At 37.3% G+C, this 22,822-nt stretch carries 20 protein-coding genes and 1 riboswitch; of the genes, 17 read left to right on the forward strand and 3 right to left on the reverse strand.

Annotation, left to right across the window (positions count from 1 at the left end; all coding sequences use genetic code 11):
• Positions 1 to 98: 98 nt before the first annotated feature.
• The 16 genes from OM074_RS16130 (at position 99) to cobK (ending at position 17,668) form a co-directional block, all read left to right on the forward strand.
• Positions 99 to 776: an anaerobic ribonucleoside-triphosphate reductase activating protein gene (locus tag OM074_RS16130; protein ID WP_301201307.1), complete on the forward strand. Its 678-nt coding sequence runs from the start codon at positions 99 to 101 to the stop codon at positions 774 to 776.
• Between the two features lie 953 nt (positions 777 to 1,729).
• A riboswitch (cobalamin riboswitch) is annotated at positions 1,730 to 2,017 on the forward strand.
• Between the two features lie 140 nt (positions 2,018 to 2,157).
• Complete coding sequence (locus tag OM074_RS16135; RefSeq protein WP_301201309.1) at positions 2,158 to 4,341, forward strand: TonB-dependent receptor; 2,184 nt, start codon at positions 2,158 to 2,160, stop codon at positions 4,339 to 4,341.
• A 76-nt stretch (positions 4,342 to 4,417) separates the two neighbouring features.
• Positions 4,418 to 5,290, forward strand: a complete 873-nt coding sequence (locus OM074_RS16140) for a sirohydrochlorin cobaltochelatase (RefSeq protein ID WP_301201311.1) — start codon at positions 4,418 to 4,420, stop codon at positions 5,288 to 5,290.
• Complete coding sequence (locus OM074_RS16145; RefSeq protein WP_301201313.1) at positions 5,274 to 6,395, forward strand: ABC transporter substrate-binding protein; 1,122 nt, start codon at positions 5,274 to 5,276, stop codon at positions 6,393 to 6,395. Before OM074_RS16140 ends, OM074_RS16145 begins: the two co-directional genes overlap by 17 nt.
• A gap of 51 nt (positions 6,396 to 6,446) precedes the next feature.
• A complete protein-coding gene (locus OM074_RS16150) occupies positions 6,447 to 7,484 on the forward strand; it encodes a FecCD family ABC transporter permease (protein WP_301201315.1) in 1,038 nt (345 codons plus the stop codon).
• 47 nt (positions 7,485 to 7,531) lie between these two features.
• Positions 7,532 to 8,548, forward strand: a complete 1,017-nt coding sequence (locus OM074_RS16155) for an ABC transporter ATP-binding protein (RefSeq protein WP_301201317.1) — start codon at positions 7,532 to 7,534, stop codon at positions 8,546 to 8,548.
• A gap of 95 nt (positions 8,549 to 8,643) precedes the next feature.
• Positions 8,644 to 9,990, forward strand: coding sequence for a cobyrinic acid a,c-diamide synthase CobB (locus OM074_RS16160; protein WP_301201319.1), 1,347 nt, complete (start codon positions 8,644 to 8,646; stop codon positions 9,988 to 9,990).
• Positions 9,969 to 10,607, forward strand: a complete 639-nt coding sequence (locus tag OM074_RS16165) for a precorrin-8X methylmutase (RefSeq protein ID WP_301201321.1) — start codon at positions 9,969 to 9,971, stop codon at positions 10,605 to 10,607. The genes OM074_RS16160 and OM074_RS16165 overlap by 22 nt, the downstream gene beginning before the upstream one ends.
• 102 nt (positions 10,608 to 10,709) lie before the next feature.
• A complete protein-coding gene (cbiD, locus tag OM074_RS16170) occupies positions 10,710 to 11,816 on the forward strand; it encodes a cobalt-precorrin-5B (C(1))-methyltransferase CbiD (RefSeq protein WP_301201322.1) in 1,107 nt (368 codons plus the stop codon).
• A complete protein-coding gene (cbiE, locus tag OM074_RS16175) occupies positions 11,803 to 12,444 on the forward strand; it encodes a precorrin-6y C5,15-methyltransferase (decarboxylating) subunit CbiE (RefSeq protein WP_301201323.1) in 642 nt (213 codons plus the stop codon). The genes cbiD and cbiE overlap by 14 nt, the downstream gene beginning before the upstream one ends.
• A 41-nt stretch (positions 12,445 to 12,485) precedes the next feature.
• Complete coding sequence (cbiT, locus tag OM074_RS16180) at positions 12,486 to 13,043, forward strand: precorrin-6Y C5,15-methyltransferase (decarboxylating) subunit CbiT (protein ID WP_301201325.1); 558 nt, start codon at positions 12,486 to 12,488, stop codon at positions 13,041 to 13,043.
• A gap of 91 nt (positions 13,044 to 13,134) precedes the next feature.
• The gene (gene cobI, locus OM074_RS16185) at positions 13,135 to 13,833 is read left to right on the forward strand and encodes a precorrin-2 C(20)-methyltransferase (RefSeq protein ID WP_301201327.1); all 699 of its coding nucleotides are present in this window, start codon (positions 13,135 to 13,137) and stop codon (positions 13,831 to 13,833) included.
• A gap of 142 nt (positions 13,834 to 13,975) precedes the next feature.
• Entirely contained in the window at positions 13,976 to 14,725 is a 750-nt protein-coding gene (gene cobM / locus OM074_RS16190; protein ID WP_301201329.1) for a precorrin-4 C(11)-methyltransferase, read from the forward strand.
• 106 nt (positions 14,726 to 14,831) lie between these two features.
• On the forward strand, positions 14,832 to 15,845 hold the full coding sequence (gene cbiG / locus OM074_RS16195) for a cobalt-precorrin 5A hydrolase (protein WP_301201331.1): 1,014 nt from the start codon (positions 14,832 to 14,834) through the stop codon (positions 15,843 to 15,845).
• Positions 15,846 to 16,056: 211 nt separating this feature from the next.
• Positions 16,057 to 16,791, forward strand: coding sequence for a precorrin-3B C(17)-methyltransferase (cobJ, locus tag OM074_RS16200; RefSeq protein ID WP_301201333.1), 735 nt, complete (start codon positions 16,057 to 16,059; stop codon positions 16,789 to 16,791).
• Between the two features lie 148 nt (positions 16,792 to 16,939).
• On the forward strand, positions 16,940 to 17,668 hold the full coding sequence (gene cobK / locus OM074_RS16205; RefSeq protein WP_301201335.1) for a precorrin-6A reductase: 729 nt from the start codon (positions 16,940 to 16,942) through the stop codon (positions 17,666 to 17,668).
• 242 nt (positions 17,669 to 17,910) lie between these two features.
• Here the strand turns inward: cobK and OM074_RS16210 are convergent, their stop codons facing one another.
• The 3 genes from OM074_RS16210 to OM074_RS16220 are packed head-to-tail and all read right to left on the reverse strand — an operon-like array spanning position 17,911 to position 21,660.
• A complete protein-coding gene (locus OM074_RS16210) occupies positions 17,911 to 18,963 on the reverse strand; it encodes a tetratricopeptide repeat protein (RefSeq protein WP_301201337.1) in 1,053 nt (350 codons plus the stop codon).
• Positions 18,953 to 20,944, reverse strand: a complete 1,992-nt coding sequence (locus tag OM074_RS16215) for a glycoside hydrolase family 19 protein (protein ID WP_301201339.1) — start codon at positions 20,942 to 20,944, stop codon at positions 18,953 to 18,955. The genes OM074_RS16210 and OM074_RS16215 overlap by 11 nt, the downstream gene beginning before the upstream one ends.
• Positions 20,944 to 21,660 (reverse strand): hypothetical protein, encoded by a 717-nt coding sequence (locus tag OM074_RS16220; RefSeq protein ID WP_301201341.1) that lies wholly within the window; start codon positions 21,658 to 21,660, stop codon positions 20,944 to 20,946. Before OM074_RS16220 ends, OM074_RS16215 begins: the two co-directional genes overlap by 1 nt.
• Positions 21,661 to 22,313: 653 nt before the next feature.
• Between OM074_RS16220 and OM074_RS16225 the strand changes: the two genes are divergently transcribed.
• Complete coding sequence (locus OM074_RS16225) at positions 22,314 to 22,454, forward strand: hypothetical protein (RefSeq protein WP_301201343.1); 141 nt, start codon at positions 22,314 to 22,316, stop codon at positions 22,452 to 22,454.
• Positions 22,455 to 22,822: the final 368 nt, after the last annotated feature.

The raw sequence follows: 22,822 nt of genomic DNA on the forward strand, positions 1-22,822 counted from the left end.
CTTGCCAACACTAATTACAAGACCAATAGATAAGAGGCTAATTTTATGGTCTGCCAAAGGTCTCTTATCTATTATCTAAAATCTCTTATCTAAAAAACATGCACATTGCCGGCTTTCAAAAACAAAGTTTAATTGATTACCCAGGAAATATCAGCTCTGTTATATTTACACAGGGCTGTAACTTCCGTTGCGGATATTGCCATAACCCTACTTTGGTTTTACCTGAGTACTTTGAGGCAAACATTAATCCTAACGAAATACTTACCTACATTAAAAAGTACCAGAACCTATTAAACGCTGTGGTAATTACCGGCGGCGAGCCAACTATCCACCGTGATTTACCTGAATTTATAACCAAATTAAAGGAGCTGGGTTTAAAGGTAAAACTAGATACCAACGGAACCCATCCCCATGTGCTAAGAAAGTTGATAGATGCCAAATTGATAGATTTTGTTGCAATGGACATCAAGCACATACTTAGTTTAAAACAATACAACAAATCGGTAGGGAATATCCTGACAAAAGAAATTTTTCAGAAAGTAATTTACTCTATTGCAATGATTAAGCAATCGGGATTGGAACACGAGTTCAGAACAACCATTGTTAAAGGATTGCATACCATAGATGAAATAAGAAGCCTGAAACTGCAATTCAGTCCAAACTATAAGATTCAGAATTACAAGCCTGGAAAAACTTTAAACCCCCAATCCCTATTTGCTTCGTTTCCCGATGAAGAGTTAAAGCTGATGGATCAGATCTGCTCTATAACTTATTAATGTTATCCAAGATTTAAGGAACAGATCTCATTTGCAGTTCGACTATAGAGATCTGATCCGGGCAGATCCACTATCATTTCTAAATAAAATCCTTGATAAAACTTATCAATTCATTTGGATCAGATCTGTATAACAAAGTTGCCCATCAGATCTGTTCCATAACTCAATATTGTTATTCCAAATTTAAGGAACAGATCTCATTTGCAGTTCGCCCATAGAGATCTGATCCGGGCAGATCCACTATCATTTCTAAATAAAATCCTTGATAAAACTTTTGAATTCATTTGGATCAGATCTGTATAACAAAGCTGCCCATCAGATCTGTTCCATAACTTATTAATGTTATCCAAGATTTAAGGAACAGATCTCATTTACAATTCGCCTATAGAGATCTGATCCGTACAGATCCACTATCATTTCTAAATTAATTCATTTGGATCAGATCTGTATAACAAAGCTGCCCATCAGATCTGTTCCATAACTCAATAATGTTATTCCAAGATTTAAGGAACAGATCTCATTCGCAGTTCGCCTATAGAGATCTGATCCGTACAGATCCACTATCATTTATAAATTAATTCATTTGGATCAGATCTGTATAACAAAGCTGCCCATCAGATCTATTCCATAACTCAATAATGTTATTCCAAGATTTAAGGAACAGATCTCATTTGCAGTTTGCCTATAGAGATCTGATCCGTGCAGATCCACTATCATTTCTAAATTAATTCATTTGGATCAGATCTGTATAACAAAGTTGCCCATCAGATCTGTTCCATAACTCAAAAATATTATTCCAAATTTAAGGAACAGATCTCATTTGCAGTTCGCCTATAGAGATCTGATCCTTTGTTCTGTTTAAATATTTTAGCTCTTTGCTATGTATTGTTTAAACAAAACAGAATGCCTTAAAACATTCCCCTAATAAGTCCCTTTATGATTCAAATATTTTCTTACTTTTGCAGCGATTTGGTGGAAATCTCTTTTCAAGAGGTTCCTTAAAATGGGAATCCGGTGCTTCAGGCAACTGAAAATTCCGGAGCTGTACCCGCAGCTGTAAGTCCTGCAACAAGTTTTGAGAATACTAATGCCACTGTTACCTGCCATAGCTTCAGCAACGGCAGGTGTTTGATTCTATTTATATAGAAGAACAATCTGCCTCGGTTAAAGCTACGGCGGACAAAATGGGAAGGCCTCAAAACAGGACGAGCCAGAAGACCTGCCAGATTGATTTAGTTATAAAACTAAAGCTTCCGGGGATAGAAGTGGATCGATACGGACTAAGGCGCGCAAGTTCAAAACATCACTCCTCTATCTTTTTGTTTTTAAAGCACTGATGTGGTTTCATCTGTGCAATTATTTATTATTTAAATTGAATATCATGCAAAAGATAGGCTTTGCCTTATCCTTTATTCTGCTATGTTTAAGCATAATGGCTGAAGGTCAGAATACTGTTATTAAAGGGAAAATCATTCGAAAAAATGACCAGGAGAATCTCCCTGGTGTAAACGTATATTTTGCCGGCACTACCATCGGATCGGCCAGCAATAATAATGGGGAATTCAAATTTTCCACAAAAAATACCGGAACCTACGATCTGATTGTTTCCTATTCGGGATACAAACGAATTAGGGAAACCGTTTCAATCCATGAAGGAGAAAATACATTCCATTTTGAAATGGAAGAGTCGGAAAATACCTTGGGTGAAGTGGTCATTACAGGTACAGGAACTCCTCATCACCTAAAAAAAGCACCGGTACCCACTGAAATCATTTCAAAAAAAACCATTGAGAGTGTTGGGGCAACAGATTTTAATACCCTGATGATGAGCTTAAGCCCCTCTTTTGATTTCAATCCGGGAACCATGGGTGCCATGATGACACTGAATGGTTTGAGCAATGATTTTATTCTGGTTCTTATTAATGGTAAAAGGTTATATGGCGACATGGGTGGCAATACCGATTTAAACCGCATCAACCCGGATAACATCGAACGCATCGAAATTGTAAAAGGAGCTTCATCGCTGCTGTACGGAACAGATGCCATTGCCGGGGTTGTTAACATCATTACCAAAAAATCCAATCAGAAACTGAATATCAACAATTCATCCCGTATTCGTAAGTATGGAACCTGGCAACAAAACAATTCACTAGATCTTAATTTTGGCAAATTTTCTTCCAACACCAGCTTTTCAAAAAAGAAAACAGATGGTTGGCAATTAAGCAAATATGAGCTAGACGGTGATCAGCTGGTTGAAACCGAAGCGCAGGCTCAGATAGAATACGAAGATTATACCTTAAACCAACGGTTCGGGTATAACATCACTAAAAAATTATCTGTTTATGCCGAAGGGTCCTATTACGAAAAAGATATGTACCGCCCCCAATCTGTTGGTAAATACGGATACTATTTTGAAGATAAAACCTATGGCAGTGGAGCTAAATATTTGTTGAATAATAAAGATTTTATTTCGATTGATTTCCATAACGACCGCTACAAATATTATTATAGATACAACCAGGAGTACAAAGACTATTTGCCCGGTGACAAATCTATTAACAATGATCAACGCCTGAGCAATATCAATCTGAAGTATGTAAATCACATCTCTAAAAACAATCAACTGACACTTGGCGCAGACTATATAAACGAGGAGTACATTTCGGACAGGGTATTAAATGGCAAGGCTGATGTGACCACTTATGCTCTTTACGCCCAGGAAGAACTAAAATTCTTTGATAAGCTGGATATTGTTGCCGGAGCCCGGATGGTAAAACACGAGGAATTTGGATCTACATTTACACCTAAAGTATCGGCCTTATACCGTATCAGCAACATTAATTTACGTGGTACTTATGGTTTGGGGTATAAAGCCCCAACGCTAAAGGAGCTTTATTACACGTACGAAAAAGGAAGTAAGCTATACTTAGGAAATACAGATCTTGATCCTCAAAAATCGGAGTACCTTTCGCTTGGGATTGAATATAACACACAACGAACATCAATTAGTTTAACAGCATACCGAAACAATGTTGATGACTTAATTGACTACAAAGAAGTTGAATTAACCGATGAAGATATTGCCAACGGTATAAGCATAAAGAAACAACACTTTAATTTTGAAGAAACACGTTCGCAAGGTATCGACCTGCTGTTTAATACACGCCTGGGTGCAGGTTTTAATTTGGGCGGTGGATACAGCTACGTAAACGCTAAAGATTTAACAAATGATGACCGATTGCCCGGAGTTGCAGAAAACTATGGAAACATCCATCTGGATTACAACCACTCTTGGAGTAAATACAACCTGGTAGCTTCGTTAACAGGTCGATTCCAGGATGAGAAATACTACAACGACAGCCGAGGAAACGCCAAAGCCTATGAGTTGGTCAATTTTACAACGAAACACAAGTTTACCTGGGTAAAGAATTTTGTTTTTGAGCTTACTGCCGGCATCGACAATATTTTTGATTATGTAGATGATAGTCCTTACGGATCGCATTATGCAACACTATCCCCGGGACGAACCTATTTTGCCGGATTGCTAATTAATTTTTCTAAATAAACTGTTTGTTATAATCATTGCCAGCCTAACCCTAAAAAATGGTTTAAACAATTTATCGGTTAAAATACTTAAACTAATGAAATTCATTTATACGATTACATTTTTACTCTTGTTGTTGCCTATAGCTATAGACAATGATTTAAATGCTGAAAAGATGGAGAAAAAAGGAATTCTGTTAGTCACATTCGGAAGCTCATACCCGGAAGCACAAGCCGCTTTCGACAATATTGAAAAGCTAACCCACGAAACATTTCCAAATACCCCTGTTTACTGGGCCTATACTTCAAAGTTTATCAGAAGGAAACTGGCCAAAAACGGCAAAACTGTTTATTCTCCTTCGCAAGCTCTGGCACATATGAGTGCAGAAGGATATACCCATATTGCGGTTCAGTCGCTGCACGTAATCCCGGGCAAGGAATATGACGACCTGAAGAAAACAGTCGAAGCCTTTGCCAACATCCCGGAAGGGGCAAGTAAAATATCGCTTGGCGGACCACTATTGCATAAACACAACGACAACGTACAACTGGCACAGGCACTTGCTTTTAACAAAGAGCTTACACCTCAAAAAAACGAGGCATTGGTATACATGGGGCACGGTACATCACATATTGCCAATATTTATTACCCGGGCTTTGAATATTACCTGCAACAGCATAACAACCATTGCTATATGGGAACGGTTGAAGGATACCCTGAGTTGAACGATGTTATTTTAAAATTAAAGAAGAACCATATCAATAAACTGTTATTAAGTCCTTTTATGACAGTATGCGGCGATCATGTGCAAAACGACATGGCAGGCGATAAACCGGAAAGCTGGAAATCAATATTAGAAAGCCACGGTTTTAAAGTCCGCATTATACTAAAAGGAATTGCCGAATATGACGATGTTGTAAAAATATGGATAAACCATTTAAAAGAAGCCTGGGATGAGCTGGATAACTAGAACATTTGCCATTATTGCGTTATTGCATAGTTTAGCATCATGTGGTCGTGCGCCCAAAAACAAAGCACAAAACACACTTGAATTAGCCGAAGTAAAACTTAAATATGCTAAAGAGTTTAAAATACAAAAAGACTCATCCCTTACCCGCCTTACCATAAACACGAGCAGCAAAGACCGTTCTCAAAAAGAATCTTTCAACCTTGTTTCTACTTACGGAGCAACTACTCATTTGGAGAACTGCATTAAAGTACCCTGCAAAAAAATCATTTGCCTCTCATCAACACAACTGGCATACTTTTTTGCCCTGGACAATATAGAAAACATCTCGGCTATTAATAACAGCAGGTTTCTGTATCATGAAGAAATGAGAACAAAAGTTGAAACCGGAGAAGTAAAACAGATTGGCAAAGAAGGTAATTTTAACCTTGAGGTTATTGCGGCCATAAACCCGGATGTTATATTTGTTTCTCCATTTAAACGTGGCGGTTTTGATGCCTTGCGCAACCTGGGCATTCCTTTGGTGCCAATGGCTGCCTATAATGAAAAAACGCCTTTGGGAAGAGCAGAATGGATTAAAATGATTGCCCTGTTCTGCAACAATGAGCACAAGGCCGATTCCTTATTCAATGCTATTGATTCAAAATATACCCACCTGAAAGAACTTACTTCAAATATTAAAAAACGCCCCACGGTTTTTTCCGGGAAGATGCGTTCAGGAAGTTGGTATGTACCCGGAGGGAAAAGCTTTTACTCGCACTATTTTAAAGATGCCGGTGCCGATTATATTATCAAGGATAACCATCAGGGTGCTTACCCGGTAGATTTTGAAACTATGTACAAAAAAGCCAGTGAGTGCGACTTCTGGCGCATAGTGCACCCTGAAAAAAAAGGATTAACTCTTAAAGATTTAGCAGAACAGGATAGCAGGTATCAGGATTTTAAAGCTTTTACAAACAAAAATGTGCTTTTATGTAATATCCGGCAAAAACCCTACTACGAACAAGCTGCTGTAAAACCAGATGTGATTTTGGCTGACTATATTCATTTCTTTCATCCTGAATTATTACCCGAACATACACCCTGTTTTTATGAAAAAATTGAATAGAGAAAAGGGAGAAAGGAACAGAGATGAAGCTTATAGCTAATAACTTAAAAAATGACCGACAATAAACGCATATCATTAACACTCATAATCACCATATCACTATTGGTTTTGTTTGTAGTTCTCAATCTTACCTTGGGTTCTATCAACATACCCATCAATGATCTAAAGGCTATTTTTCTGGGTTCGGAAACCGTTAACAAGGTTTACTCAAACATAGTATTTAAAACACGTTTACCTCAAACCATTGTTTCTTTGGGGGCAGGTATGGCATTGGGAATGGCAGGTTTGTTAATGCAAACTTTATTTCGAAATCCTTTGGCAGGCCCATCTGTTTTAGGGATCTCATCCGGTTCCAGCCTGGGTGTAGCCATGGTAATGCTATTCTCAGGAAAAATATTTGGATTTTCATTGTCGAGCCTTGGAGTATGGGGCGATTTTGGTGCTGTGATAGCTTCTTTACTGGGAGCTGCGGCTGTTATGTTCCTTATCCTTTTTATATCGCATCATATTGGGGGCACTTTAAGCGTATTGATTATTGGAGTAATGATTGGTTACTTATCCAGTTCTTTGGTTAGCCTGCTCAAATATTACAGTCCCGAAGAAGACGTGCATAATTATGTGATATGGGGGCTGGGTAGTTTTAGTCGTTTGGCTCCAACCGGGGCATATACATTTGGCCTGGCAACCACAATATTATCATTTGCAGCCATATTTTTAAACAAACCTTTAAATATGCTGGCTTTGGGCGACAGGTATGCAGCAAACCTGGGATTAAGAATAAAACTGGCCCGCTTTGTAATTATAGGCTGGTCGGGAATGTTAACAGCTATTGTTACCTCATTCTGCGGCCCCATCATATTTATTGGAGTGGCAGTACCTCATCTGGCCAAACTGATATCACGCACCTCTAACCATTTGGTACTAATTATAAATACATGCCTTATCGGAGGGGCTACAACTTTATTATGCAACCTCATGGCACGTATGCCCGGAGTAGAAAACGAACTGCCCATAAACTCTGTCACCGCATTTATTGGTGCTCCTGTAGTAATTTGGGTTATATGGAAACGAAGAAAACAAAATGGATAATGCTTGTAAGGAAATCTGTTGTCTATAGTCTTTTATCAAATATGTAAATGCAAAAACAAACACTATATATCAGAAACCTCACCATAGGTTATAAACGAAAACAAGGAAACCTGGTGGTTTGCGACAAGCTCAATGCGCAGATAAATCCAGGAGAGATGGTTTGCCTTTTGGGCGAAAATGGTTCCGGAAAAAGTACGCTTATCAGAACCATCAGTGGGTTTCAACCAGCATTGGACGGATCGGGATCAATTATGGGTAAAAACCTTTTCTCTTTAAAAGAAAGAGAAATAGCCTTACTGGCAGCTGTTGTATTAACCGACCGGATAGATGTGCCCAACGCAACCGTAGAGGAAATGGTAAGTTTGGGAAGAAGCCCATACACTAACATGATGGGGAAACTGACAAAAGAAGATAAACATATTATTGCTGAATCCATTAATAAATGCGGTATACAACATAAAGCAAAAGAACAGTTGAGTAACTTGAGTGATGGAGAAAAGCAAAAAGTATCCATAGCCAAAGCTTTGGCCCAGGACACCCCCCTCATCATTTTAGACGAACCAACAGCTTTTCTGGATTTGCCTGCCCGGGTTGAAATTATTCAGTTGTTGAGAAACATTGCCATAACTTCATCAAAATCCATCCTGATGTCGACACATGATCTGGATCTGGCCATTCAAATGGCCGATAAACTATGGCTACTTCCTAAAGGAGGGCCTTTAATTACAGGAAGTCCGGAAGATTTGTTATTACAAGATTCTTTTAAAAGGCTTTTTGTTGACCGAGGTGTGGAGTTTGACAATAAAACGGGGTTGTTCAAAGTAAAATACAACCACAATAAAGAGCTGGCCATTAAAGGACATGGATTTGAATATGTTCTTTTACGAAGAGCATTTGCCCGAAAAGGCATCAAACTCAAACAGCACGAAGAAAAAAATGAGATGTGGTTAGAAATTTCCAATGGAGGCAATAAGAACTTCCTTCTTCATAAAAAAGGAGAAATGATCGCCTCAGAAGAATCAGTAGAGAGAATTGTTGAACATACATTAAACCATATAAACTGAAATAAGTTGAAAGTGAAAAGTAGAAAAATAGAATCTTAATATATAAATCAAATTTTGAATAAAGATTTCTTCTATTATCTCTTATCTAAAGAATAATGCAAAAAGGATTCATCATAGCGGGAACAAATAGCGGTTGCGGTAAAACAACAATAACCATAGGTTTAATGGCCTTGCTGAAATCTTTGGAAATTAAGGTGGCCCCATTTAAAACCGGGCCCGATTATATAGACCCATTATTCCATAGCAAAGTACTTGGTAAACCATCGTATAATCTCGATAGCTTTATGCTTTCAGAATCTGCCATAAAATATCTGTACAAAAAGCATTCAAGATCCAACGACCTGTCAATTATTGAAGGTGTTATGGGAATGTACGATGGCATGGGACATCAATCAACAGGAAGTACCTATGAGTTAAGCAAAATTCTGGGACTTCCTGTTGTTTTGGTGGTAAGTTGCAAGGGCTTGTATCAATCTGTTGCAGCCATTGTTAAAGGTTTCTGTTCTTTAAAACAAAACTCCAATGTCAAAGGGGTCATCCTAAACCATGTACCCAATAACGAATATTACCAGTTTGTTAAATCAGTAATCGAAAGGGAAAGCAATATTTCCTGCCTTGGATATGTCCCTACAAACAAGGATATATCACTCGAGAGTCGCCATTTAGGATTGATACAGGCTGAGGAAGTAGACCAGCTAAATGATAAGGTTGGTATTTTAAAGGATACCTTAGAGCACACAATCGACATTGCAAAGCTCCTTGACATAAGCAAGCATAAACCGCTTACAGAAGACAACTTCAATCTTCCAGACCTTGACTTGTCGGGTATGCATATTGGTGTATCTTACGATAAGGCCTTTCGGTTTTATTATAAAGATAATTTGGAATTACTGGAAGAATTAGGCGCAACACTCCATTATTTTAGTCCACTTAAAGACACATCATTACCAAAGGGAATCAACTGCTTATACCTTGGTGGAGGATACCCGGAGCTGTTTGCCTCAGAATTATCTGAAAATATTTTGCTCCGAAAGCAGATTAACAGCAAAGTTGAAGAAGGGTTTCCTGTTTATGCAGAATGTGGAGGATTAATGTATTTAGCTGAAAACATTATTGACCTGGAAGGAAAAAGATATCCTATGTGCGGAATTTATAATGCATCGGTACAAATGACTCAAAGGTTACAGCGTTTTGGCTATGCTACTGCCGAATACAATAATGCAGAAACCCGATGCCATGAGTTCCATCGATCTGAAATAATAGAACACGACAATACAAATTATACACTTACATATCATCTTACAAAACCCCAAAAACAAAAACATTGGCAATGCGGGCTAAGCTATAAGAACTGTTTAGCAGCATATGCACATGTACATTTTTATGCCGGTTTTAATTTTTTTGAAAACATAATAGACTTATGGAAAAGAGCAACTATATAAACCTCAACCCCATGGGAATAGAGAACGACAGTATGCAGATCATCTCTGACGAACTGTCGCATTTAAATATCCCGGAAGAACTGGATGCCATTGTAAAACGCGTGATCCATACAACCGCAGATTTTGAATATGCCCATTTGTTCGAAGCACATCCTGATGCAGTACAAAATGCTAAAAAGGCATTGCTGGCGGGTTGTAAAATTTATGCAGACACAACCATGATTACTGCCGGGGTAAGCAAACCATCTATGGCAAAGCTAGGGAACGAATTGAATTGCTTTGTTCATAAACCTGATGTTATTGAAGAAGCAAAAGCACAAGGCATTACACGCTCAATTTGTGGAATCAACAAAGCCGCAAAAGATGCCAGTTATCAAATATTTGTAATTGGAAATGCTCCTACTGCCCTGGTGCGCATCTGCGAGCTATATAAAGAAGGAAAAATCAATCCGGATTTGGTAATTGGTGTTCCGGTTGGTTTTGTTGGTGCTTCCGAGTCAAAACAAATGCTTAAAGAATCCGGCCTGCCATATATGATCATACGTGGACGAAAAGGAGGAAGCACGGTTGGTGTGGCTATTTTGAATGCGATACTTTATGATATTGTAAAACGATAAAAAAATTAACCACAAAGAACACTAAGGAATTTTCACAAAGTTCACAAAAGTTTTCTTCGTGTTTCTTTGTGAAAATCCTTTGTGACCTTTGTGGTTTAAGATATGTATAAGAATTCAAAACATAAAGAACTTCGTAACGGCTTAACAACCGGAACTTGTGCAGCTGCAGTTGCCAAGGCTTCTGTTTATATGCTCATTTCTCAGGAAATTATTGAGCATGTTTCAGTAACGCTTCCTGCTGGTAAAGAAGTGATTTTAGAATTGGAAAATTGTAAACTAACCCAAAACAAAGCCCAATGCAGCACCATCAAAGATGCGGGTGATGATCCGGATATTACCAATGGGGCGGAAATAGTTGCCCATGCTACATTTAATGAAACAAACAAAGCAACAATTATTGGGGGCAAAGGCATAGGGACAGTCACCAAACCAGGTTTGGCTGTTAAGGTTGGAAAACCCGCCATTAACCCGGTACCTTTAAAAATGATCAAGGATAGTATTGCCGCAGTTCTTCCCAAAAACAAAGGTGTGGAAGTTGTGATCAGCATCCCTGAAGGACAAGAGCTCGCAAAAAAAACTTTTAATCCGAGATTGGGCATTGAAGGTGGACTATCAGTATTGGGTACTACTGGCATTGTTAAACCCATGTCGGAAGAGGCTTTAAAAGCCTCCATGGTGGTGGAGCTCAAACATCGGGCTTCGGGAGGAAACCAGCAAATCATTTTTACTCCCGGAAATTACAGTACTTCCTTTTCAAAAGAAAACCTGAATATAAACGAAAACAAAGTTGTTCTAACCTCCAATTACATTGGTTTTATGCTCGAAGAGGCCGTAAAATGCCATATAAAAAAGATAGTCTTGATCGGCCATTTAGGTAAACTTGTAAAAATAGCAGGTGGAGTTTTTCAAACGCACAGCAGGGTTGCCGATGCACGAAACGAAATATTGGCTTCACACTATATGATGTATAGCGAAGACATTAGCGCTTTTAAGAAAATTATGCATTCAAACACCACCGAAGAAGCCATTGATTTTATTAGAGATAAAGCCTTTTGGGATTATTTTGCTACCCGGATAAAAACGCGTGCAGAAAAATATATTCATCAAGAGCTTGGCATTGAAGTGATATTACTATCTCAAAAAGCAGGAATACTTTCAGCTACAACAGGAGCATTTAACCTGATTAAAAGTATGAATGATGAAAAATAATCAACCCCAAATAAACATCTGTGGAATTGGCCCCGGTAATCCCGATTACATCTGTCCTATTGTTTTTAAAAAGGTAAAACTGGCTGATATTGTGATTGGAGGGAAAAGGCATCTGGATATTTTTGACATTGAGAATAAAAAAAACATCCTGTTTAATGGAAAGCTTGATGACCTAAAGCAAGCTATAGAAAACAATAAATCAAAAAATATTACCATTGTTGTTTCGGGCGATACCGGTTTTTATTCGCTTCGGAAATTCATTGTCAATTCATTTCCCGAATTTCACATTGAAGTTATTCCTGGCATTAGTTCTTTTCAATATTTATATGCAAAACTTGGTTTAGGATACGAAAATGCATTTAAAGGCTCTTTACATGGAAAAGAGGTGGATTACATTAAACAGATCCAATCCTATGATTCTGTATTTCTGTTAACAGATAAAAAAAATACCTGGAAAGTAATAGCTCTGAACCTGGTTAAAAACGGGATGGGGAAATCGAAGTTTCACATAGGCAATAACCTCTCCTACCCTAACGAAAAGATTATTAGTACTACGGCACTTGATGCAAGCAAGATGAACCATGATTTTGAGCTATGCTCAGTGATTTTTGAAAAGTGTATGATGTAAATAAATCTTGATACTTACATCTTAATCTTGATACTAAAAAAATGAAAGACTCAGAATTTATACGGGGCGATGTTCCCATGACCAAAGAAGAAATACGCACCATTGCTTTGAGTAAACTGGAGCTCAGCACACATGATTCACTAATGGATATCGGTGCAGGCACAGGCTCTGTTTCCATTGAAGCTGCCTTGCAACTTACCAAAGGAAATGTTTTGGCCATAGAACACAAAAAAGAAGCAGTAGACCTCATCCTTGAAAACAAGGAAAAACACCACACAAACAACCTTGAAGTGGTTATGGCCAAAGCCCCTGATGGAATGGAGAACATTGCTGAATACAATAAGTTTTTTATTGGCGGAAGTGGAGGAAACCTCAATGATATTCTGGAATTAATAAAAAACAAGGCTCCTCAAAAAAGTATTGTTGTGGTAACTGCTATTGTTTTAGATACCATGATTGAAGTGTATCATTTTTTTAAGGATAACAATTACGATTTTGAGTTGATACAGGTTGGGGTAAACAAGATAGATACAACAAAAAAAGTGGCTATGCTCACTGCCCAAAACCCAATATTTATTTTAACCGGAAAGGTTAAGTAGTATGATGATCTTTAAACTATACACCTCGGGAATCAGCTCTCCTCCTTCATAAGGAGGAGAATTGATTTACAGCTTATTGAATAAACATATAATGACAACATACAACAAAAACAAACTATACGGAATTGGCATAGGCCCCGGTGATGCAGAATTGCTAACGATAAAAGCAGTAAAGGCACTGGGTAAAGCCGACATCATATGTGTACCTAAATCAAAAGAACAAGCCAGTACAGCTCTTTCTATTGTTTCCGGGTATTTGGATGATGATGTAACTATTGAACACATGGAATTCCCCATGTCGAAAGACAGGAATGTCAGGATTGAAGCCCGAAAGAAGAATGCTGAAATTATTCAAAAGCATCTCAGAAATAACAAAACGGTTGCTTTTTTAACACTTGGCGATCCCATGCTTTATAGTACATACGGCTATATTCTTGAATATTTAGATAAAAGTGTTGAGATAGAAACCATTCCCGGGATATACTCATTTTCGGCCATTAGCAGTCTGTTATCTGTACCATTAGTCAAGGATCATGATAAGTTATCTGTAATCTGTTCATTCGATGAAAGTGCAAAAAATATGTTGCCTCTTTCAGAAAGCATTGTTTGCATGAAAATATGCAGGTATAAAAACGAATTATATGATTTTCTAAAAGCTAATGAAGGATTTGATTTCTATATGATTTCGGAAGCCGGGAAAGAAGGACAACAAGTATTCACAAACATTGAGGTGCTTAAAGGTGATATCTCCTACTTTTCAACGGCAATTTTGAAGAGGGTGAAGTACTAAGTGCTAAGAGCATAGGGCTTAGTGCTAAGGATTGATGAATAATAAAATGGCAAAACATTATTAGTTATAAACATAGTGGATTTAGGATATTTACAAATCAGTCTTTTGTCTATTATCTATAATCTAATCATCTAATTAAAATATGATAACATTTATTGGAGCGGGTCCGGGAGATCCGGAATTAATTACGGTAAAAGGACAAAAAGCTGTCCGTAATGCAGATGTCATAATTTACGCCGGCTCATTGGTGCCCGTAGCGGTAATTGAAGACCGCAAACCAGGGGCTGAAGTATATAACAGTGCCACAATGGATCTGGAAGAAATCATCTCAGTAATGAAAACGGCCCATGAGCAAGGAAAAAACGTTGCCCGTGTGCATACGGGCGATCCATCTATATATGGCTCTATCCGTGAGCAAATTGAGGAACTCGACAAATTGAAAATCCCTCACACGGTAATCCCTGGTGTAAGTTCATTTGTAGCTTCTGCAGCAGCTTTACAACGCGAATTCACAGTCCCCGGGATTTCGCAAACAGTTATTTGTACCCGAATGGAAGGCAGAACGCCGGTCCCTGAACTAGAGAAGATTGAACTATTGGCTTCGCACAAAACATCAATGGCCATATTCTTAACCATTGGGATGATTGATAAACTCGTTGAAAAACTAACTATCCATTATCCGGTTACTACTCCTATTGCAGTAGTACAAAGAGCCAGCTGGCCCGACCAAAAGATTGTAACCGGATGTTTAAATGATATAGCAGCCAAAATTAAGGAGGCTGATATTACCAAAACGGCCATGATTTTAGTGGGTGATTTTTTGGGAGATAATTTTGAAAATTCTCTATTATATGCCTCTCATTTTACTCATGAATACAGAAAGGGAAAATAGTCTTTAACCACGAATAAACAAAATCTCAATGATGAAAAGGCAAGTGGTAATTTATGCATGTACTGCCCAGGAGTTCAGGAGAGTTTGTTGATTAAAAAATTGGATTATGATAGCAATCATATCTGTTAGCAAGCAAGGTAACGCATTGGCTTCCCTGTTATCGGAAAAGATAAATGAAGAAGCCATCTGCTACACTTTAGCTAAATACGATTTAGAAGGTTTTCAACCTATTAAAGGAAGAATCAGACATTTCTGTAAGTTTCTTTTTCAGGAATACGAGGCCTTGATTTTTATAATGGCTACTGGCATTGTGGTTCGTAGCATTGCACCATGGATAAAGGATAAGACTTCTGATCCTGCTGTAGTTGTTATCGATGACAAAGGACAACATGTTATCAGCCTTTTAAGTGGTCATATTGGCGGTGCAAACAACCTAACTGAGGAAGTAGCGATGCTTATTAATGCACAACCTGTCATTACAACATCTTCCGATGTTAATAATCTTCCTGCTGTAGACACGCTTGCTCAGGAAAAAGATTTAATAATTGATTCAATGAACGATGCAAAAATCATTACATCAATGATTATCAATAATCAGAAGGTTGAATTGGTTGATGAACATGGGGTTTTTGAAAAAGATATTCTTCCAGACACAGATGGGGAAATATGTGGCAGACTGATTGTTTCTAACAAATTTGGGTTTGATGAACCGGTACCATTTGTCCGTTTAATTCCCGAAAACATTGTTCTTGGAGTCGGGTGCAAAAAAAACACCGGTTCTCACCAGCTTTGGGAATTCATAAAAGAAAACCTTTATGCCCTCAACCTTGATTTAAGAAGCGTTAAAACCATTGCATCCATTGATATAAAGGCCGAAGAAAAAGCCATTATTGATGCAGCTGAATATTTACAATGCACAAATTGTTTTTACAACCAAAAACAACTCCAGGAGGTTGATCATCTTTTTGAAGGATCTGATTTTGTGAAATCTACAGTGGGTGTAGCTTCTGTTAGTACTACATCGGCATATCTGGCAGGAAATGAAAAAGGTAAATTCTTAATCAGGAAAGCTAAAAAAGATGGGATGACCCTATCAATTTTTGAAACAACGATAAATTAAACCACAGCGGCACGAAGATATGTTTGCAAGAAAATCGATTTTATCCCTACCCGCACAGTGCGAGAGGCTTCCCCTTTAGAGCCTGTCCCGAAATTGTATTCGGGAGAACCTGGGTTGAGCGGTGGGATTCACTATAAAACAGGGGTTTTCTTGCAGAGACTAAATACTAAGAAAAACTTAGAATATCGTAAGTAAAATAAAAGAGCAATTAATGACTGGAAAAATATTTGTAGTTGGAATGGGCCCGGGCGGGCAGGAACATATTAGTCCTAAAGCTATGGAAGTGATGCAAACCAGCGACATCATAGCCGGGTACAAAACCTATATCGATTTAATAAAACCGATCCTTCCCGAAAAAGAATATGCCTCATCAGGTATGAAAAAAGAGGTAGAACGATGTGAGGAAGTGATGCAGCTTGCTAAAGAAGGTAAAACCGTTAGCCTAATTAGCAGTGGAGATGCTGGTATTTATGGAATGGCCGGCATTATGATTGAAGTTGTTAATGCCCACAACTCAAACATTGATGTGGAGGTAATCCCCGGGATTAGCGCTGCCACATCGGCTGCATCATTACTGGGAGCCCCTTTGATGAACGACTTTGTAACATTAAGTCTGAGCGACTTGCTCACACCCTGGGAACTGATTGTAAAAAGGCTTCATGCTGCAGGGAGTGGCGACTTTGTGATAGCCCTTTATAACCCCCGCAGTAAAACACGCATCAAAAACCTGGATGTTGCCATAGAAACCCTGTTGCAATATCAAAAACCCGAGACTCCCGTTGGATTTGTAAAACATGCCATGCGCGAAAAACAGGAAGTTCATTACACCACTTTGGGGGAACTTAAAAACTGCGATATTGATATGTTTACAACAGTTATTATTGGAAACTCAAGAACTGAAATGGTGGGTGGTAAAATGGTAACCATCAGAGGGTATAAAATTTAATATTTTACTACGGGGCACGAGACGTAAATCACATAGAATGAGCTACGTTAACAAGATATAAACCTAACAGGTCTTTAAAACCTGTCAGGTTTAAAATATTACTAATAGCCTAACAACCTCTGAGATAAAACACACATAAAAACACTATATGATCTGGATTATAGGTGGCACTAGTGATGCCAATAAAATTGCTGATTTACTACTGAACAAAGGGCACCAATTACTTTTGAGTACAACAACAAGTTATGGCACCCATCTGGCTCAAAAAGAAAATATTCATATCATACAGCAACAATTAAATTGTGATGATATGCAAAAGCTAATCAGCAATTATCGAATTAAAACAGTTATCGATGCCAGTCACCCCTTTGCGGCAGAAGTTTCTGAAAATGCCATTAAAGCCAGTAACGAAGAGGGCACCTTATACCTTCGGTACGAAAGAGCACCTTTAAAATTTGATCATGTAAATTATTACCATACCTATAATGAAGTGATTCAATCATTAAAAGAGACCCACGGAAACATCATGCTTACTATTGGCTCTAAAAACGTACCTCTTTTCAATGAATTATCTCAAAGAATTGTTGCCCGGGTTTTGCCTGTAATTAAAAGCATTGAACAGTGTGAGCAAGCCGGATTAAAGGCCCATCAGGTTTTAGCCATGAAAGGGCTCGTGAATATGGATACAAATATGGCATTATTTAAAGAGTACAATATCCAGCATCTTGTTTCTAAGGATTCAGGAGAAGCCGGTGGATTAAAGGAAAAAGTTGAGGCAGCACAAAGGCTGGGAATTCAGGTACACCTTTTAAAAAGACCATCGGTTACATATCCCAATGTATTTCATTGTTACCCGGATATTCTGGCTCAGATCTGATCCAAACATCTCCCCAAAGCAGAATGCAATAATACGTACCTATGGTGAATTAAAAGGAGTATTTTTCTATGGAACAGATCTCATTTACAATAAGCATATAGAGATCTGATCCTTTGGAATTAGAAATGCCATTGGCATTATTTTAACACAAAGAAAACAGAGGGTAGTGACAACAGTATGTCAGTAGGTTTTACAGAAAGAAAAAAGATTCTTATTTAACCTTTTCTGGTATTATTCTTTCTCTATTCATTATTGATATCTTTTGATACCTTTCTCAATGCCTTTAGCTTTAAAGTCATTTTATCAGCAACAACAGGAAAGTTTTTTATCATCTGGTTTTCGAGTTCCTTTCCTGCAAACTCGTAGACTATATCTTCATCTGAAAAATCAAGGTTTATGGTTTTTCCTATCATACCAACTGAAGTAACGATAAAATAAACACTTTGACCTGCATACACTTTCTCAATTTTATCACCTTTTAGGTTGGTATAATAGCAGTTTAAGATCCTTCCCTTCATTACCTTTGGCTTGGTACTCTCGGTACTTTGCTCCAAAGTTGATTCTGTTGGGCTACTTAAAATGGCATTTACGGTATCAGTTCCCAACTTTTCATTTAGAGTGTCCGGTATTTTATTTTGTTTGCCATCCTTTTTTAACAACAATATATACTGCTTATAAGATTCTTTGGCTTTTTCCTTTTCCCCTTTGTTCCAGTACGCATCGCCCAGGTTTAGGTAGGCTACGGTTCTGTTGGGTCGTACTTTCAAAAGTTCTTCAAGTATTTCAATGGCGCAATCACTACAACCTATTTTATCCAAGTAATAAGCTGAATTGTTGAGTTTAAGGACTTGCAATTCTTCCAACTCATCCCAATAGATATTTTTTTTAAAATTGGTACAATCATAAAATGGTGAGCCACCAAATGTATTAGGTTCTACATTGGGTTCATTTTGAAAATCATTACCATCATATATTCCAGTTCTTGTATCTATATATAATTCATAGTTTTCGTCGCAATCAATATATATCCCAACATAGCTATCTCCACATTCAAATGAATTGATATGATACCTATCAAATTTCATAGTATCCTTAACCCCATTTATCCAAAAACTTATCATTGAATCTTTGCGAGCTTTCAAGATAACTAACTTATCTAAATATTTATACGAGAAGTAATATTTATCTGCATAAACTTTTGACCAGTCAATACCCTCTTGTGCATTACTTTTGCCCACAATACAAAAGAGTAACATTATTACAGATATCCTTGTAATCATTATTTTATCTTTCATTTGGAGTTGTTGTTGGATTTGATTCATCAGTATTTTCATTTTCTTCCTCTTCTTCAAAGTCTGCTTTTCGTTTGTTTGCAACTGTAGTAAAATAAACGTTTTCTACTTCTTTGCCATTAATGGTTTCTTTGGTTCTATATTCGTTAAAAGTAGATAGGCTTAATAAACCATAGGTGTTTTTTCTGTTGGAATTTAAATCAATCACCTTATTATAACCTGCTAAAGCTTCTGTATCTGATTTTTCAACACCTTCTTTTGATGGGAATTTGGAGTCGTGCCAGATTGCCCATCCAAAACTATATGTGCTATTGGAGCTAATATTACTGTCGCTAAAATTATAGATGTTATTGTTTAATTTAACTTCAGAGCATAATGTTTTTAAGTAAGATTTACAAGTATCTAAATTGGATTTTCTCAAATTTAACCCATTAAAACCTCCGTTTACAATGGCAGAAACTTCTAAAAAGTCATCTTGTTTTGAGGCATTAACTGGTCCATTAGCTTTAAAAAGAGTAAAAAACCATCCTCCTGAAGCAGATGCATGAGGCTCTTTTTCAATTTTTTGTTTGGCTGTTTGCGATGATGTAAAATCTTCATCCACAAATTCACCATATTCTTCGTAAGTATTTTTGTATGTTAGTTGCATTAAGCCTCTACCCGGAAATCCTCCATAATCAGTACTGTTTACATTTCCTTCTTCAACGGCGGATAGATTAGCTGATTCCACTAACATTTGCGCTAGAAAATGAGCCTTTTCCAAACAGGTATGTATACCAAATTCGTTACAAGTTATATTTATACCATCTCTATATTTATCCCGGTTGGCAGCCGTAGCATTTGGTGCTAAATTTTGTAAGTCAGTTTTTGTCATGCCCCGATTGCAGCAGCACTTCGCATCTACGTATAGCTTTACCTCGCCATCTTCATTAATATTATCCCCATCAAAGGATTCAAATGTAGCTGTACTTTTTTTAATATTTAACTCTACTGTTTTATTGTAAACAGAAGTAGATAAGGAGATTTTAATGCCTTTTAAGCCTATTTTTATTTTAACATCGGCATTAATCAAAGCTGTTTTTAAAATTTTAAGTTCTACAACACCATCTTTATCGGTAAAGCGGTTACTTTGTTCTATTTGCAAGGCGTTTTCAGGAGGTTTGTGACTGTGGCTGATATTATCAAAACCCCTGAATTTCCAGAAGTTATTATAGCCATTAGTAGTACCTTTACCTTCTTTTCCGTCAATTTCGCTATTTCTACCATTATAATACCCCAAACTTTTTAAGCAGGATTGCTTTATCATTATCTCGTTTTGGGTGGATGGGAGTTTTTGCCCGTGTTTAAATATCTGCTTATAATTAAATGCGCCTTCTATTTCAAAGCAATCAATCATAGCATGGGCTAGTGGTTCGTTGTTGGCCTGGTTGTTTATTTTAATTTTTAAGGTTTCGTAGGCTATTGTTTTTTGGAACGCAATCCGCACCACACCACAAAAAACACTATCAAACTCACCATCAAAAACAAAGGCTTTAACATTATCGCTGGCTACAAACCTAAGTTCCAGTTCACCTTCCAATAACAAATCTTGTTTGGTAATGGTTACTGAAATTTCCTGACCAAATTCTGTTTCAAACTGAGTTTGCGAAAAGGTAATGCCTTCTATCTCTTTGTCAACACAAAGTTCAATTATCCCATCATCGTCCATGATGACTTCGTTTGTACCTCTTTTTACGTTGAAGGTGAGGGTAATTTCTTCTTGATAGTTAGTAATAGTAAAAATACCATTTTCTTGTACGGGGATATTATCAAGTATTGGCGAAAGCTCTGTACCTTCTGTAAATTCGGGCATGTCCAAATCTGGATTGTCCTCTTGTAGCTTATCTGTATTTAAAGCAATAAAGGGCAAAAACTCATCGGCCATGGTTAATGGTTCTATATAAAAACTATTGTCTTCGTTTCCGGGTTCAAATACTCGTGGCATTATTTTCTTTGTTTAAGGGTTTTTAGTTCAATTCTCATGGTATCGGTGACAACCTTAATGTTCTCAAGCAAATCATTTTCAAGATATGTGCCATCGTATTCGTAGTCTGTTTTATCATCCGATAAGTCAACAGAAAGAAGCTTTCCTGCCATATTTGTTGTGTGTATAACCAAATTTACCAACTGGTTTTTCTTCGGTTTGTTTATACGTTTCCCTTCTTCATCTTCAAAATAGCAATCCCTAATTTTTCCTTCCCCCTCTCCCATTACCTCCAGGGCCCTTTCGCGGGTAAAAACCATAGGGTTCTTATCTATCAAATCCCTGTTGAAACGGCACCAGATCAGGCGTTCCATAAACTCGCCGTTGAGGTAGCTCATGCCGGCCACCAGGGTGAGCTTCATTTTAAGGGGCTCACCGGTGTTGTGACTATATTCTTCTTCAAACTTGGGCACTATGCAATCGTACAGGTTAAATACCCGGCCTTTTTCACCCAGGCGCGGCGATTCAAATTTAAGCTGGATTAAATCGCGGCGAACAGTTTGTGATATGCAGTATAAAAAATGGGGATGCCGGTCGCTCTCTACCTCAAGGTGATATTTAATGTGGTCGGGTTCGCAAACCGGGATGTTGTTCATGCCCAATTTTTGGTTCACCTCAATGTTCATGCGCAAAATGCGGTACTCGTAGCAATCGTCAATAAGTTTTCCTTTGATCATCTGAGTTAAGTTTGACTAATTTTTTGATTAATCTGTTGTGTTGTTTCGGCTAGCGAATTTAAAAGGGAAAATTTTAAATGTCAAGTTTTATTTCAATATTTTTTTGATCTGCAACTTGATTTATTGTTAAACATCAATGTTTATCGGTATTTCCAATACTTTATTATAGTTTCTTACATCGAAAAAAAAGACCAAAAAATAATCTTACTTCAAAAAAAGTAAGGACAGAATCCTAAAAAAATATTTTCACAAACTCTCTATTTAACCATATATTTTTTTTACTAATACATATAAGAACAATATACTTTAAGATTTTTAAATCAAAACATATCGAAACTCTAATAAATACGGTAGAAATAAATCCAAAACAGCAAAAAAACATGTCCCTGGACATATTTTTCTTTTCAATAGGCAAATTGTGTAATTTTTCTATACAAATTGAGAATCTGCAACTGCCGAAAGACAATTTTACGAACTTGAGACCTTTTCGGCATCGCCGAAAGCTAAAAAATTTCATTAAAAACGTTTTCGGCATTTTATTTATAACCGCAACAAACATATCATACACTGCCGACATATTTTGTTAATTAGAAATTTTGTTTTTTAAAATATGTTTCTATATTTGTGTTCACAAAAAATCAAAATAATCAAACATGGGAAACACAATTTCATACAAAAGTAAAAACGAAGAAATCAACGGAACCATAGCCTCAATTCTTCAAACAGCAAAAAATCACGATTTCAGCAGCGATATCTATTTAACGAAATTATTAAGCAAAACAACCAAAGGGTAAAATCAAGGTTGAATAACAGCAAAGGCACAGAAACAAATTAATTTCTCTATCATAGTTTTTTTTAGATACGCTTGACGGGTATCTATCTTTTTCTTTAAGGCTCCTTCAGGAGCCTTTTTTATGGATACCGATAAACCGGAAGGATAGTAAGATATAAGAACATAGCCGTCAGGCTAAGAACGTATAATGCCTATTGTAGAGAAATAAGCTCAATACATGTTGCACCAAAGCGAGATGAGAACTATCATAATCTTAGTGTGAAATCCTCAAGTTTTCAAAAATGAATGAGCTGTCCCTACAGGACGTTGATTACCTCCTTACATAACCCCATGCGTTGCATGGGGCTAGGATAAGCTGTGCTTTCAGCA

The organism is Plebeiibacterium marinum, from assembly GCF_026013615.1.
Taxonomy (GTDB): domain Bacteria; phylum Bacteroidota; class Bacteroidia; order Bacteroidales; family Marinilabiliaceae; genus Saccharicrinis; species Saccharicrinis marinus_A.